We start from the raw sequence: 12,985 nt of genomic DNA on the forward strand, positions 1-12,985 counted from the left end.
CTTGTCCTTGGGCCGGGGGGTCATTCAGGAATAGAACCGGTAGCCGTCGGAGATCTCCTGGCCGAGTATATTGTTCTGGCTGATGAAGGTCTCGATATATTCGTGCAGGCCTTGGTCCATCACGGCCTTGATCGAGTGGGTGCGCAGCGAATCCAGCGTCTTCTCCGCCGTTTCATGCGCGGCATGCCGCTCGCCATATTCGCGCGCGAGATAGCCGAGATTGCTGACGATCTTGTCATAGGAATAGGCGAGCGAGCGCGGCATGCGGCCGTTGAGGATCAGGAAGTCGGCAATGTTGGCCGCCTTGTATTCCGCCTCATAGACCCAGCCGTAGGAGCGGTGGGCCGAAACCGAGCGCAGGATCGATTCCCACTGGACATTGTCGATCGACGTCCCGACCTGGCTGACGGCCGGCAGCAGCACGTAATATTTGACGTCGAGGATGCGGGCCGTGTTGTCGGCGCGCTCGATGAAGGTGCCAATGCGCGAGAAGTTGAAGATGTCGTTGCGCAGCATGGTGCCGTGGAAGGCGCCGCGGATCAGCCCGGTCTTGCGCTTGATCGCGTCGATCACCTCCGGCAGTTCGGCCGCCTTCACCCGTCTGGCCAGCATGGCCTTCAGGTCGAGATAGCACTCGTTCGTCGCCTCCCAGGTTTCGCGCGTCAGCGCGGTGCGCACCATGCGAGCATTGCTGCGCGCCGATTCGATGCAGGAGAGAACGCTGGAGGGATTGGCCTTTTCGCGCAGCAGGAAATCGACAGCATCGGCATTGTTGGCCGACTCGTAGAGCCCCTCATAGACGTCGTAGACGCCGGAGCTCTGCAGCACGCCTTCCCAGTTGTCTTCGTTGAGGTGTGAGCGCGTCAGCGACATGCGCAGGCCGGCATCGACCAGGCGCGCGCTGTTTTCGGCACGCTCGATATAGCGGAACATCCAATAGAGCCCGTTGGCGGTACGTCCGAGCATGTCCGATCAGTCCTCCAGAACCCAGGTGTCCTTGGTGCCGCCGCCCTGGCTGGAATTGACCACCAGCGAGCCGGCCTTGAGCGCCACGCGGGTCAGCCCACCGGGTATGATCTGCACCTTGTCGGAAACGAGCACATAGGGCCGCAGATCGACATGCCGCGGCGCGATGCCCTTGTTGACCATGATCGGCACGGTGGAGAGCGACAGGGTCGGCTGGGCGATGTAATTGGACGGCCGTGCCTTCAGTTTCTCGCAGAACAGCGCGCGCTCCTTGCGCGAGGCAGTGGGGCCGACCAGCATGCCGTAGCCGCCGGAGCCATGCACCTCCTTGACGACGAGATCGGCGATGTTGTCGAGCACATATTGCAGGCTCTGCGGTTCCGAGCATCGCCAGGTCGGCACGTTCTCCAGCATCGCCTTGCGGCCGGTGTAGAACTCGACGATCTCCGGCATGTAGGAATAGATCGCCTTGTCGTCGCAGATGCCGGTGCCGGGCGCATTGGCAATGGTGATGTTGCCGGAGCGATAGACATCCATGATGCCGGGAATGCCTAGAGCGGAATCGGGGCGGAAGGTGAGGGGGTCGAGGAAGTCGTCGTCCACCCGGCGGTAGAGCACGTCGATCGCCTCGTAGCCGCGCGTCGTGCGCATGCGCACCTTGCCGTCGATCACCCGCAGGTCCGAGCCCTCCACCAGCTCCACGCCCATCGTGTCGGCAAGGAAGGAGTGTTCGTAATAGGCGGAGTTGAAGATGCCCGGGGTCAACACGGCCACCCGCGGCTTGCCCTCGCAGCCGGGCGGGGCGACGGCGGCCAGAGAATGGCGCAGCAGATAGGGGTAGTTCTCCACCGGCTTCACCCGGTTCTGGTAAAACAGCTCCGGAAACATCTGCATCATCGTCTCGCGGTTCTCCAGCATGTAGGAGACGCCGGAGGGCGTGCGGGCATTGTCTTCCAGAACGTAGAACTGGTCCTCGCCGGTGCGCACGATGTCGGTGCCGACGATATGGGTGTAGACGCCACCCGGCGGGCGGAAGCCGACCATCTGCGGCAGGAACGTATCGTTCTTCTCGATCAGCGCCCGCGGAATGCGCCCGGCCTTGATGATTTCCTGCTTGTGGTAGATGTCGTCGAGGAAGGCGTTGAGCGCCAGCACGCGCTGCTCGATCCCCTGGGCCAGCCGCCGCCATTCGCGGGCGGAGATGATGCGCGGGATCAGGTCGAAGGGAATGAGCTTTTCCGAACTGTCGGCATGGCCATAGACCGCGAAGGTGATGCCGGTCTTGCGGAAGATGTTTTCGGCCTCTTTCGACTTTGCGATCAGGCGGGCCTTGTCCTGGCTTGCATACCACTCGTTGTAGGTCTCGTATGGCTGGCGCGGCGTGTTGTCCGCATTCATCATTTCATCGAATGCCAACGGTATCGTCCCCTTTTTCCCGTATTTGAGACCAAGCACATCAGCAATGCAAGAAGCATGCGCAGTCCGCCTTCAAAAGAAATTTCGCGCCGTAAGCAGCCCCCGTCCCCCTGCGGACATGGCGCGCCGCCTGCCGCCGGCAAGGGCCGAAATCGACGCTTCTCCGCCTGAACTGCCTTTCAAAGTTGCATCTGCCTCTTCGGCGGGCTGTCGCGCTCAGAATGTGCGGCGCTTCATGTTTGGTACAGCCTTTTTGCTTTGACCCGGCGCTCGCCTGAGGCTAGCGAGCGGGGCCCATTCCAGAAGGCCGAGAGTTCATGACAGACCGCATTCCCTCAGGCCCGCTTGATCCGCAGCCGACACCTGTCGTCGTGCAGGCGATTCCCGCGGTCTTCGTGCTCCTGTGGTCGACCGGCTGGGTCATGGCCAAATATGCCGATCTCTACGCCGATCCACTGACCTTCCTCGTCCTGCGCTATAGCGCCGCCAGCCTGCTGTTCGTGCTCTTTTGCCTGGCAAGCGGCGCACGCTGGCCCTCCTCGCGCGTGATCGCGCTGCGCGCCGTCGTTTCCGGGATGTTCCTGCATGGCTTCTATCTCGCCGCGCTCTTCTGGGCGATCGGGCAGGGGGTGCCGGCCGCGCTTTCGGGGATCATTGCCGGGTTGCAGCCCCTGATGACGGCGGCGGTCGCGCCGATGATGGTCGGCGAACGCCTGAGGCCCGCGCAGATGCTGGGCCTCTGTCTCGGCTTCGTCGGCATCGCCATCGCCGTGTTCCCCAAGGTGCTGGCGATCGATCCCGGCGCGACACCGATCCACCTTCTGCCGGTGCTGGTCAATATAGCGGGGATGGCCTCTGTCACCTATGGCACGCTCTACCAGAAGCGCCACCTGCAACAGAGCGACATTCGCACCACGGCGGCCCTGCAATATGTGGGCGCGCTGATCGTCACCGTGCCGCTCGCGCTGATGCTCGAGGACCTGCGGGTGGAATGGCGGTTCGAGCTGTTTGCGGCGCTCGCCTGGGCGGTGCTCGGGCTGTCGATGGGGGCGATCGCGCTGCTGCTCTATCTCATCCGTCGCGGGCAGGTTTCCCGTGCGGCGTCGCTCATCTATCTCGTGCCGCCGCTCGCCGCCTTTCAGGCCTGGGCGCTGTTCGACGAACCCATCACGGCGCTGATGATGCTCGGCACCGCCGTCGCCGTCCTGGGTGTCTATCTCACCAATCGCGGCCGCGCATAAGCGCAAAAAAACCGCGCGCAACGAGAATTGCGCGCGGATCGGATATGTCGAGCGGCCGGGGCCGCTTCCCTTGCAGGAAGGGTCGCTCAGGCCTCTTCGCGGCGGGCTCCGCCTTCGCGTCGCTGGCCCTGCGGTGCGCCACCCTGCGGACCGCCACGGCCACGATTGGCGCCGCCGTTGCGGTTGCGGTTGTTGGTGCGGTTGCGCTTGGCGAGAGCGGCCTGGTGCGCAGCCTGTGCGGCCGGGCCCTGGCCCTTGCGATGCTGCTTCTTCTGCTGGCCTTCGCCGGCCTCGACGAGAAGATCGTCACCGGCAAAGGGGCTCGGCGCGGCCTTGGCGGCCTGCGGAACGCGGGCCGGGCGCGGGCTGCGCTGTTGAGCGCCGGGCTGGCCACGCTCGCCGCCACGATTGCCGCCGCGGGCATTGCGGCCGGCCGGTGCAGGGCGCGACAGGGTGGCCGGCGGCTCGCCGCTCGCAACCGTGATCGAGATGCCCATCAGCTTTTCGATATCGCGCAGCAGGCGACCTTCGTCCGGTGCGCAGAAGGCGATCGCGACGCCATCACGACCGGCGCGCGCCGTGCGGCCGATGCGGTGAATATAGGCGTCCGGCACTTCCGGCAGGTCGTAGTTGTAGACATGGGTGATGCCCGGAATATCGATGCCACGCGCGGCAACGTCGGTGGCGACGAGCACCTTCACCTCGCCATCGCGGAACGCCTTCAGGGCGCGCTCACGCTGGCCCTGGCTCTTGTTGCCGTGAATGGAGGCGGCCGAGTAGCCGACCTGTTCGAGATGCTTCATCAGCTTTTCCGCGCCATGCTTGGTGCGCGAGAAGACGATGGCGCGGCCGTCCGGATTGGCGGTCAGCGACTGCTTGAGGAGCTGCGTCTTGCCGTCCTTGCCGCCGACGAAATGGACATACTGCTCGATCTTGTCGGCGGCCTTGCCGGCCGGCGTTACTTCGACGCGCTGCGGGTTGGTCAGATAGTCGCCGGCAAGCTCGGCGATCGCCTTCGGCATGGTGGCCGAGAACAGCAGCGTCTGCCTGTTTTTCGGCACGAGCTTCGAAATCTTGCGAAGGTCGTGGATGAAGCCGAGGTCGAGCATCTGGTCGGCTTCATCGAGCACCAGGTAGCGCGCCGCGGTCAGCGACACGGCCTTGCGGGCAATGAGGTCGAGCAGGCGGCCGGGGGTAGCGACGAGGATTTCGGTGCCGCGCTCCAGCTGCTGGGTCTGCTTGTTGATCGAGGCGCCGCCGACGACGACGGTGACGCGCAGCGGGCTCTTCCTGACGAAGGTCTTCAGGTTGGCGGCGATCTGGTTCACCAGTTCGCGGGTCGGCGCCAGGATGAGGGCGCGGATGTTGCGCGGATCGGCGCGCTTGCCGTCGGCGAGCATGCGCTCGATCATCGGCAGGCCGAAGGCGGCCGTCTTGCCGGTGCCGGTCTGTGCGAGGCCGATCAGATCATGGCCTTCCATGACGAGCGGGATCGCTGCAGCCTGGATCGGCGTGGGGGTCGTGAAGCCTTCGGCGGTGAGGGTCGAAACCATCTGGGAGGACAGGCCGAGGTCGTTGAAAGTGGTCAAAACTATGCCTTTCGGGCGCGCCAAACGCGATGGCCGGATGTGCGGAATGCACGTCCGGTTGCTTGGCGACAAGAACCCCGCGTGACGTGGGAACTTGGTGGGTTGATCGAGGTCGTCTGCGCTGGCGAGCCGGTTCGACACTCTAGGTCGGTCTGCGGCTTTATGCGGAGCGCTTGTCCTTCATTGCGGGGCCATCTGCTCCGCCTCAAGGGCCGCTCACGCGGCGGCCGGAAGGGTAACGCTCGCCGCTCATGTCGCCTTTCGCAGTGCAAAAGTCAAGTCTTCTGCCCCACTCTCGTCTCGTTAGTTTTGCTAATATGCTGAACGGGCCGGCGCGAGGGCCGGCCCGGCTTGGGTGTCTGGAGGGATCTCAGATGCCGCAGGCGCGGACCTTGTAGACCTCGCCGTAGTGATTTTCATGCCAGGCTGTGTGGCAATGAACGGGCGGGCCGTAGACCGGGGCGCCATAGACTGGCGCAGCATAGACCGGCTGTCCGTAAACCGGCTCTGCATAGACCGGAGAGATTGGCGCTCCATAGACGACGGTGCGGGCCGGCGGCGCAGCCAGCGCGCCGCCGACGAGGGCGCCGCCGATCAGGCCGGTCGCCAGTCCGGCACCGAAACTTGTGTGGGCTTCGGCTTGCGAGGCGGTGGCGAGTGTGGTGCCCGTCAGGGTCAGGGCGATCAGACCGAAAGCAGCCATTCTGCGAACGATGATCATGGTTTTGTCCTCATCTCCTGTCCAGCGCGAGCCTATTTCGGCCCGCGAGCTGGACAGGAGGAGAATACGCTTCCCCAAGGGGTTGTTGCATAAGAAAATTATTAAATTTCGGCCATGTTGGCCGCCGGGCGGGCCATTGCATGGCAGCGTCTCACGCTGGCCGGACGCCCGACAGCATCTCCCGCTTGCCCGCAAAACCCGGGCTGCGGGATACGGTGAAGCCGGCGGCCTGCAGGTTGCGGCGCACGAAGCCTGCAGCGGCATAGGTGGCGAAGCTGCCGCCCGGCCGCGTGTGCCGGTACACCTCGGCCATCAAGGCTTCCGACCACATGTCCGGATTGCGGGACGGGGCAAAGCCGTCGAGGAACCAGGCGTCCATTTCCATGTCTGTGGCTGCCAGCGTTTCCAGCGCGGGCCCGCAGACGACGGTGAGCCGCACGTCCTCGGCCAGATCGAGACCCACGCGGCCCACTGGGGCGTCCGGCCAATGGGTGAGAAGGGCAGTCCGCTGATCGGCGATTTCCGGCCAGGCGGACAGCGCCCGCGCGATATCCGCCCGCCGCATCGGGTAGAGTTCGAAGGAGGTGAAGGAGAGGCTGGCGCCCGCAATCTTCGGCGTGAGCGTCCATTGCCGCCAGGTTTCGCAAAGGTTCAGCCCGGTGCCGAAGCCGAGTTCGCCGATCGCAAAGTCGCCGCCCGCCTGCCACCGCGCGGGGAGGCTGTTGCCTGCCAGGAACACATGGCCGCATTCGAGCCGCCCGTCGGTGCGGCAATAAAAATGGTCGTCAAAGGCAACCGAGTAAGGCATATCGCCCACATGCCAATCGAGCGCCTGCTCGCATGCGGCAGGCGTCGGTGCAAGGGGGGTGTCGGTCGGCACGGTGCTCATGCCCCTGCGATAAGCGGGCCGCAGGCCAAGGTCAATCGGAGCGATGGCGATGGGACAATCGAAGGACGGCGCGCGAAGCGAACCGCTCGATCTCCTTATCGTCGGTGGCGGCATCATGGGTCTGTGGACGGCGCTGAAGGCTGCCGAAGCGGGCCTCTCCACGCTGCTGGTCGAGCGTCGCCGCATCGGTGCCGGCGCCAGCGGCGGCCTGCTCGGCGCGTTGATGCCGCATACGCCGGACCGGTGGAATGCCAAGAAGCAGTTCCAGTTCGACGCCCTCGTCTCGCTCGAGGCCGAGATCGCCGCGCTGGAGGCAGCCACAGGGCGCGACGCGCTCTATCGCCGCACCGGCCGCCTCGTCCCGCTCGCCCGGCCGGAGCTACGCCGCACCGCGCTCCTGCAGGCCGGGGACGCGAAACGCCATTGGCAGGCCGAGGGGCGTTCCTTCGCCTGGCAGGTGCTGGACGCCGCGCCGGCCGGACTGCTGGCCGAGGCCGCCATCAGTGAGGGTGCCGTTCTGGATACGTTGGCGGGCCGCGTTTCTCCGCGGGCGCTCCTCTCCGTTCTCGTGGCCGCATTCTCGCGACTGCCGCGTGCCAGGCTGGTGGAGGGGGAGGGGGTTGAGAGCCTCGACCCCGCGGCCGGCCTCGCATGTCTGACCGATGGACGCCGGCTTTCCTTCGGCCATTGCGTTCTCGCGGCCGGGCCGGAAACCTTCCCCTTTCTCGATCACCTCTCGCCACGCTCGCGCCCGAGCGGGCGGCCGGTCAAGGGACAGGCGGCCCTCATCGACACGCGGCTCGACCCAGCACTGCCGATCATCTTTTCGAGCGGCCTCTATGTCGTGGTTCACGAGGATGGGCGCGCCGCGATCGGCAGCACCAGCGAGGAAGCGTTCAGCGACCCTCTCACCACCGATGAGCAGCTGGACGTCCTGCTTGCCCGGGCGATCGCCCTCGTTCCCGCGCTGGAGGGCGCTGCGGTCGTCGAGCGCTGGGCGGGGCTGCGGCCGAAGGCGGTGGGGCGCGACCCCATGGTCGGGCCGCATCCGGACGTCGAGCGCCTTCATCTGATGACCGGCGGCTTCAAGATCAGTTTCGGCATTGCCCACCGGCTGGCTGAAGCCGTCGTCAGCGGGCTGACGGGGACAGCCGGGCCCGACCTGCCGCCTTCGTTCCTGTGTGCCACCCATCTCGCGGACCGCTAGCGGGACCGATGCGGCAGGGCTTGAAACGAACTGCCCCCGCCGATGGCGCGGCGGGGGGCGATGGAGCGGCGGCTTACATCCAGTAGGGCGGGATGCCGTAATAATCATAGACCAGGCGGCCGTTCTCCCGGTTCCACTGATACTCCTCGTCGCTGCGATATTTCGGCGCCTTGTCGACCTGCTCGCGGGTCAGATCGGTGCGATAGCCGCCCAAATCCTCGTCATAGGTCAGCTTTGCCCAGGGCAGCGGATAGTGATCCTCGCCGATGCCGAGGAACCCGCCGAAGGCCAGCACGGCATAGGCCACGCGGCCGCTGCGCTTCTCCAGGATCACACGCTCGATCGTGCCGATATGCTCACCGTCGACGCCGTAGACGCGGGTGCCTTCGACCTTGTCGCTCGCGATCAGATCGTGCGTTTCCCTGATCGAGGCATCGTTGAGGCTCGTTTGCTGAAACGTCATGAGGCTACTCCCTTCTTCGGTTTGACTGTCAGGAAAACGCCTGCCACCAGGCCTGGTTCCGGAGAAAGGGCAGGGGCGGGACACAGCGTCCGCGCGAAATTCGTCAGGCTGTCATGCAAATCACGTAGGCGCTGGGCTTGCCGAGCCGGAGCCCGACCATGCGCTATGCCATCTGTTTCACCCCGCCGATCCATGATCCGCTGTCGATCGCGGCTGCCGAATGGCTGGGGCGAAACGTCTATTCCGATGCGCTGTGCGAACAGCCGTCCGTTGCCGGGCTCACGCACCAGGACCTTGCCTTCCACACCGCCGTGCCGCGCCGCTATGGGTTCCATGCCGGCATCAAGGCGCCGTTCCGGCTCGCGCAGGATGCGACCGAGGGGCAATTGCTGAGCGCGCTCATGCGATTTGCCTCCGATCTGGAGCCATTCGATCTTGCCGAGCTTCAGATCGCTTGGCTCGGCTCCTTCTTCGGGCTGGCGCCGGCCCAGCCGAGCGGCGAGATGGCGCATCTGGCGGCAAGCGTCGTCCAGGCCTTCGATCCGTTCCGCGCGCCCTTGAGCGACGAGGAACTGGAGCGCCTCGACCCGGACAAGCTGACGGCGCCGCAGTTTTCAAACCTGCATCGATGGGGTGATCCCTTCGTCATGGACGAGTATCGCTTCCACATGGCGTTGAGCGGGCCGGTGCCCTCTACGCTGCGCCCGCGCGTGGAGGCAGGGCTGCGGACCGCGCTCGGACCGCTGCTTGGCAAGCCGCTGGAAATCCGCAGCCTGGCGCTCTTCATAGAGCCCGAACGCGGGGCGCCGCTGCGCGTGCATTCGCAGCATCCGCTCGGCAAGCTTGCCGCCCACCGGCCGCTGCGCCGCGCCGATGCCGCCCCTCTGCCGCTTCCCGGCTCGGTGGAGGCGGATGTGGCGGCCGCGCTACGCCGCATTCCCGCCTCCGCCTGAGCCAGGGTCCCGCCGCAGCCGCCTGTCGAAAAGGGTGAGAAGCGGCTCGACATTCCAAGCTCGAATGCTACCGTCCGGCAAAATCGGAAGGAAAGGCTTGGTATGGTGGATCTGACGACCCCGCGCGATCTTGTCGGCTACGGACGCACGGTGCCCGATCCGCGCTGGCCCGGCGGCGCGCGCATCGCCGTGCAGTTCGTCGTCAATTACGAGGAGGGTGGCGAGAGCTCGATTCTCGATGGGGACAAGGCCTCCGAATCACTCCTGTCGGAGATCGTCGGGGCGCAGCCCTGGCCCGGCCAGCGCAATCTCAACATGGAATCGATCTATGAATATGGATCGCGCTCCGGCTTCTGGCGTCTTTGGCGGATGTTCACGAGCCGCAACGTGCCGGTGACCGTCTACGGCGTGACGCTGGCCATGGCCCGCAACCCGGATGCGGTTGCCGCCATGAAGGAAGCCGGCTGGGAGATCGCCAGCCACGGCTATCGCTGGCTCGAATACAAGGATGTGCCGGAAGAGGAGGAGCGGGCTCATATCCGGGAGGCCGTGCGCCTTCATACCGCGCTGACCGGCTCGCACCCGCTCGGCATGTACCAGGGCAAGCCCTCGCTCAACACGCTGAAGCTGGTGCTGGAGGAGGGCGGGTTCGTCTATTCCTCCGACAGCTATGCCGACGAGCTGCCTTTCTGGGTTCCGGGCCTTGCGCCGGACCAGCCGCATCTCATTATCCCCTATACGCTCGATGCCAACGACATGCGCTTCGCCACGCCGCAGGGGTTCAATTCGGGCGACCAGTTCTTCACCTATCTCAAGGACAGCTTCGACGTGCTCTATGAGGAGGGCGCGGAGGGACGTCCGAAGATGATGAATATCGGCCTGCATTGCCGGCTGGTCGGCCGGCCGGGCCGCGCCGCGGCTCTCGCCCGTTTCATCGATTACGTGCTCTCGAAGGACAAGGTCTGGATCGCCCGCCGCATCGAGATCGCCCGCCACTGGCACGAAAACCATCATCCGGGAGTGGGCCGATGACGCGCCACGACGAGTTTGTAGACCGCTTCGGCAGTGTGTTCGAACATTCGCCATGGGTTGCCGAGCGCGCCTTTCCCGCGATCGACAGCCAAAGGCTGAGCGTCGGCGCGGTGCATGCCGCCATGGTCGAGGCATTTCGGTCGGCGAGCGAGGCGGAGCGGATGCAGGTCCTGCGTGCCCATCCCGATCTTGCCGGGCGGCTGGCCATCGCCGGCGGGCTGACGGCGGACTCCAAGGCCGAGCAGGCCTCGGCCGGGCTCGATCGGCTGACGCCGGAGGAGCATCAGCGCTTCACCACGCTGAATGCCATCTACACCGACAAGTTCGGCTTTCCCTTCATCATCGCCGTCAAGGGGCTCACCAAGACAGACATCCTGTCCGCGTTCGAGAGCCGCGTCGACAATGGGGTGGACCAGGAATTTGAAACCGCGGCAGCCGAGGTCGAGAAGATCGCCTTGCTGCGCCTGACATCGATGCTTCCCGGAGACAGCGAATGACCACACCCATGCCCGTCGATTTTCCAGATTTTGCCAAGGGAGCGGTCAATCTCGCCTCCGGCCGGCTCGGCGCCATCGGTCTCTTCACCACCGACGAATTCTTCGCTCCCGTCTCCCGCATGCTGAGCGACGACCCGGCCGTCTTCATCGCCGACAAATATGACGACCATGGCAAGTGGATGGACGGCTGGGAAAGCCGGCGCAAGCGCGTACCCGGCCATGATCATGCGGTCATCCGCCTCGCCATGCCCGGCCGCATCGCCGGGTTCGATGTCGATACCAGCTATTTTACCGGCAATTATCCGCCGCATTGCTCGATCGAAGCCGCTTTCGTCGAGGATGGCGATCCGGTGGAGGAAACGGTCTGGACCGAGATCCTGCCGAAAAGCCCGCTCGGCCCGAGCGCCCACCATTATCTGCAACCGGCCGAGGCTGACCGCGCCACCGTCTTCACCCATCTGCGCCTCCACATCTATCCCGATGGCGGCATCGCGCGGCTGCGGGTCTATGGCTCGGCCTATTTCGACTGGTCGAAGGTTGGGCCGGACGAGGAGGTCGATCTCGCCTACATCTTCGGCGGCGCCCATTCGCTGGCCTGGTCGGATGCCCATTATGGCCACCCCGACCGGATCCTCGCGCCGGGCCGTGGGGTCAATATGGGCGATGGTTGGGAAACGGCGCGCCGGCGCGGCCCCGGCCATGACTGGACCATCATCAAGCTCGGCCATGCCGGCGAGATCCGCAGGGTCGAGGTCGACACCGCGCATTTCAAGGGCAATTTCCCGGATCGCTGCGCGCTTTTCGGCGCCTATCTGCCCGACCACAGCGGCCCCTTCACCCCGGAGGAAATCGCCGCCTCGGAGCAGTGGCAGCCGATCCTCGACGAGGCCAAGCTGCAGATGGACCATATTCACAGCTTCTCCGGCGAGGCGGTGAAGGCGATCGGCCCGGTCACCCATGTGCGCTACTGCATGTATCCCGATGGCGGCACCAGCCGCCTGCGGCTGTTCGGAACCAAGGCGTGAGCGAGGCGGTTGCGGAAGAGACGCTGCGGATCGAGCCGCTGACGGCGGAGGCCTTTGCGCCCTTCGGCAGCGTGCTCGAGGCGGATCCGGCCAGCATGCGGCTGATCAACAGCGGCACCACCGAGCGGTTCCATGCGCTGGGCATCGCAGAAGCGTGGGGCGAGGGCGCGCGGGTGGTGCTGAACCTCTTCCGCGGCCAGCCGCGGGCCTTCCCTTATACGATCGACATGATGGAGCGCCACCCGCTCGGCTCGCAGAGCTTTACGCCCTTGAACGGCGCTGCCTGGCTGGTGGTTGTGGCTGAGGACGAGGGCGGCCGGCCCGGTCCCCCCCGCATCTTTGCCGCCCGGGGAGACCAGGGCGTCAACTATCGCCCGAATGTCTGGCACCATCCGCTCATCGCCGTCGGGGAGGTTCAGTCCTTCCTGGTCGTCGATCGCGAGGGGCCGGGCGTGAACCTGGAAGAGCAGGTCTACGAGACGCCCTTCCACATCCGATCCCCGCTGATGACCGCTTGAGGAGCTGCCGATGGAGACCAAGGGACGCCTGACAACCCATGTGCTGGACGCCGCGCTCGGTCGGCCGGCGGAAGGCCTGGTCATCGACCTCGTGCGGATCGACGGGGAGCAGCGCACGCCGCTGGGATCCGTCCGCACCAATGAGGATGGTCGGGTCGACCAGCCGCTGCTCAGCGGCGAGACGATGGTTGCCGGCTGCTACGAGCTTCTCTTCCATGCCGGCGATTACCTCAAGCGCAGCAGCGCGCACCTGACCGACCCGCCTTTCCTCGACCTCATTCCGCTGCGCTTCACGATCGCCGATGCCGGAGCGCACTATCACGTGCCCCTTCTGCTTTCGCCGTTCAGCTACTCGACCTATCGCGGCAGCTGAAGAAAAGAGAATTAGAATAACCTAATTCTAGTTGCGAATGCTGGCATTGTTGCAAGCGTACAGTCCGACATGCTTATATGTATCTTAAGGAATCG

At 65.3% G+C, this 12,985-nt stretch carries 14 protein-coding genes; 8 read left to right on the top strand and 6 right to left on the bottom strand.

Annotated elements, in window-relative coordinates:
* Window positions 1-24 precede the first annotated feature (24 nt).
* Both U8330_RS04985 and U8330_RS04990 read right to left on the bottom strand, forming a co-directional pair.
* Window positions 25-966 carry an alpha-E domain-containing protein gene (locus tag U8330_RS04985; RefSeq protein WP_323104027.1) on the bottom strand — a complete coding sequence of 314 codons (942 nt, stop codon included), beginning with the start codon at window positions 964-966 and terminating at the stop codon, window positions 25-27.
* Window positions 967-972: 6 nt separating this feature from the next.
* Entirely contained in the window at window positions 973-2,367 is a 1,395-nt protein-coding gene (locus U8330_RS04990; RefSeq protein ID WP_323107177.1) for a circularly permuted type 2 ATP-grasp protein, read from the bottom strand.
* 332 nt (window positions 2,368-2,699) lie between these two features.
* On the opposite strand from U8330_RS04990, the gene U8330_RS04995 reads away from it, so the two are divergent.
* Window positions 2,700-3,623, top strand: a complete 924-nt coding sequence (locus U8330_RS04995) for a DMT family transporter (RefSeq protein WP_323104028.1) — start codon at window positions 2,700-2,702, stop codon at window positions 3,621-3,623.
* Between the two features lie 86 nt (window positions 3,624-3,709).
* Here the strand turns inward: U8330_RS04995 and U8330_RS05000 are convergent, their stop codons facing one another.
* The 3 genes from U8330_RS05000 to mnmD form a co-directional block, all read right to left on the bottom strand.
* The gene (locus U8330_RS05000) at window positions 3,710-5,212 is read right to left on the bottom strand and encodes a DEAD/DEAH box helicase (protein ID WP_323104029.1); all 1,503 of its coding nucleotides are present in this window, start codon (window positions 5,210-5,212) and stop codon (window positions 3,710-3,712) included.
* A gap of 370 nt (window positions 5,213-5,582) precedes the next feature.
* Window positions 5,583-5,933 carry a hypothetical protein gene (locus tag U8330_RS05005; protein WP_323104030.1) on the bottom strand — a complete coding sequence of 117 codons (351 nt, stop codon included), beginning with the start codon at window positions 5,931-5,933 and terminating at the stop codon, window positions 5,583-5,585.
* A 151-nt stretch (window positions 5,934-6,084) separates the two neighbouring features.
* On the bottom strand, window positions 6,085-6,822 hold the full coding sequence (mnmD, locus tag U8330_RS05010) for a tRNA (5-methylaminomethyl-2-thiouridine)(34)-methyltransferase MnmD (protein WP_323104031.1): 738 nt from the start codon (window positions 6,820-6,822) through the stop codon (window positions 6,085-6,087).
* A gap of 49 nt (window positions 6,823-6,871) precedes the next feature.
* On the opposite strand from mnmD, the gene U8330_RS05015 reads away from it, so the two are divergent.
* Entirely contained in the window at window positions 6,872-8,029 is a 1,158-nt protein-coding gene (locus U8330_RS05015; protein ID WP_323104032.1) for an FAD-binding oxidoreductase, read from the top strand.
* A gap of 73 nt (window positions 8,030-8,102) precedes the next feature.
* Here U8330_RS05015 and U8330_RS05020 read toward each other — a convergent pair whose 3' ends face one another.
* Window positions 8,103-8,492 carry a PRC-barrel domain-containing protein gene (locus tag U8330_RS05020; protein ID WP_323104033.1) on the bottom strand — a complete coding sequence of 130 codons (390 nt, stop codon included), beginning with the start codon at window positions 8,490-8,492 and terminating at the stop codon, window positions 8,103-8,105.
* A 158-nt stretch (window positions 8,493-8,650) separates the two neighbouring features.
* On the opposite strand from U8330_RS05020, the gene U8330_RS05025 reads away from it, so the two are divergent.
* From U8330_RS05025 to uraH, 6 genes are all read left to right on the top strand, one after another.
* Window positions 8,651-9,445, top strand: coding sequence for a DUF1045 domain-containing protein (locus U8330_RS05025; protein ID WP_323104034.1), 795 nt, complete (start codon window positions 8,651-8,653; stop codon window positions 9,443-9,445).
* A 102-nt stretch (window positions 9,446-9,547) separates the two neighbouring features.
* Window positions 9,548-10,477, top strand: coding sequence for an allantoinase PuuE (puuE, locus tag U8330_RS05030; protein WP_323104035.1), 930 nt, complete (start codon window positions 9,548-9,550; stop codon window positions 10,475-10,477).
* A complete protein-coding gene (gene uraD / locus U8330_RS05035) occupies window positions 10,474-10,974 on the top strand; it encodes a 2-oxo-4-hydroxy-4-carboxy-5-ureidoimidazoline decarboxylase (protein WP_323104036.1) in 501 nt (166 codons plus the stop codon). Before puuE ends, uraD begins: the two co-directional genes overlap by 4 nt.
* Window positions 10,971-11,999: an allantoicase gene (gene alc, locus U8330_RS05040; RefSeq protein ID WP_323104037.1), complete on the top strand. Its 1,029-nt coding sequence runs from the start codon at window positions 10,971-10,973 to the stop codon at window positions 11,997-11,999. The genes uraD and alc overlap by 4 nt, the downstream gene beginning before the upstream one ends.
* Complete coding sequence (locus U8330_RS05045; RefSeq protein WP_323104038.1) at window positions 11,996-12,517, top strand: ureidoglycolate lyase; 522 nt, start codon at window positions 11,996-11,998, stop codon at window positions 12,515-12,517. The genes alc and U8330_RS05045 overlap by 4 nt, the downstream gene beginning before the upstream one ends.
* Window positions 12,518-12,527: 10 nt before the next feature.
* Window positions 12,528-12,890, top strand: a complete 363-nt coding sequence (gene uraH / locus U8330_RS05050) for a hydroxyisourate hydrolase (protein WP_323104039.1) — start codon at window positions 12,528-12,530, stop codon at window positions 12,888-12,890.
* Window positions 12,891-12,985 lie beyond the last annotated feature (95 nt).

This window comes from Rhizobium sp. CC-YZS058, from assembly GCF_034720595.1.
In the GTDB taxonomy this organism is placed as follows: Bacteria; Pseudomonadota; Alphaproteobacteria; order Rhizobiales; family Rhizobiaceae; genus Ferranicluibacter.

Bases quoted from the DNA above. Each gene is read 5' to 3' on its own strand.
- U8330_RS04985 (WP_323104027.1), bottom strand. From the start codon at position 966: ATGCTCGGACGTACCGCCAACGGGCTCTATTGGATGTTCCGCTATATC.
- U8330_RS04990 (WP_323107177.1), bottom strand. From the start codon at position 2,367: ATGATGAATGCGGACAACACGCCGCGCCAGCCATACGAGACCTACAAC.
- U8330_RS04995 (WP_323104028.1), top strand. From the start codon at position 2,700: ATGACAGACCGCATTCCCTCAGGCCCGCTTGATCCGCAGCCGACACCT.
- U8330_RS05005 (WP_323104030.1), bottom strand. From the start codon at position 5,933: ATGATCATCGTTCGCAGAATGGCTGCTTTCGGTCTGATCGCCCTGACC.
- mnmD (WP_323104031.1), bottom strand. From the start codon at position 6,822: ATGAGCACCGTGCCGACCGACACCCCCCTTGCACCGACGCCTGCCGCA.
- U8330_RS05015 (WP_323104032.1), top strand. From the start codon at position 6,872: ATGGGACAATCGAAGGACGGCGCGCGAAGCGAACCGCTCGATCTCCTT.
- U8330_RS05020 (WP_323104033.1), bottom strand. From the start codon at position 8,492: ATGACGTTTCAGCAAACGAGCCTCAACGATGCCTCGATCAGGGAAACG.
- U8330_RS05025 (WP_323104034.1), top strand. From the start codon at position 8,651: ATGCGCTATGCCATCTGTTTCACCCCGCCGATCCATGATCCGCTGTCG.
- puuE (WP_323104035.1), top strand. From the start codon at position 9,548: ATGGTGGATCTGACGACCCCGCGCGATCTTGTCGGCTACGGACGCACG.
- uraD (WP_323104036.1), top strand. From the start codon at position 10,474: ATGACGCGCCACGACGAGTTTGTAGACCGCTTCGGCAGTGTGTTCGAA.
- alc (WP_323104037.1), top strand. From the start codon at position 10,971: ATGACCACACCCATGCCCGTCGATTTTCCAGATTTTGCCAAGGGAGCG.
- uraH (WP_323104039.1), top strand. From the start codon at position 12,528: ATGGAGACCAAGGGACGCCTGACAACCCATGTGCTGGACGCCGCGCTC.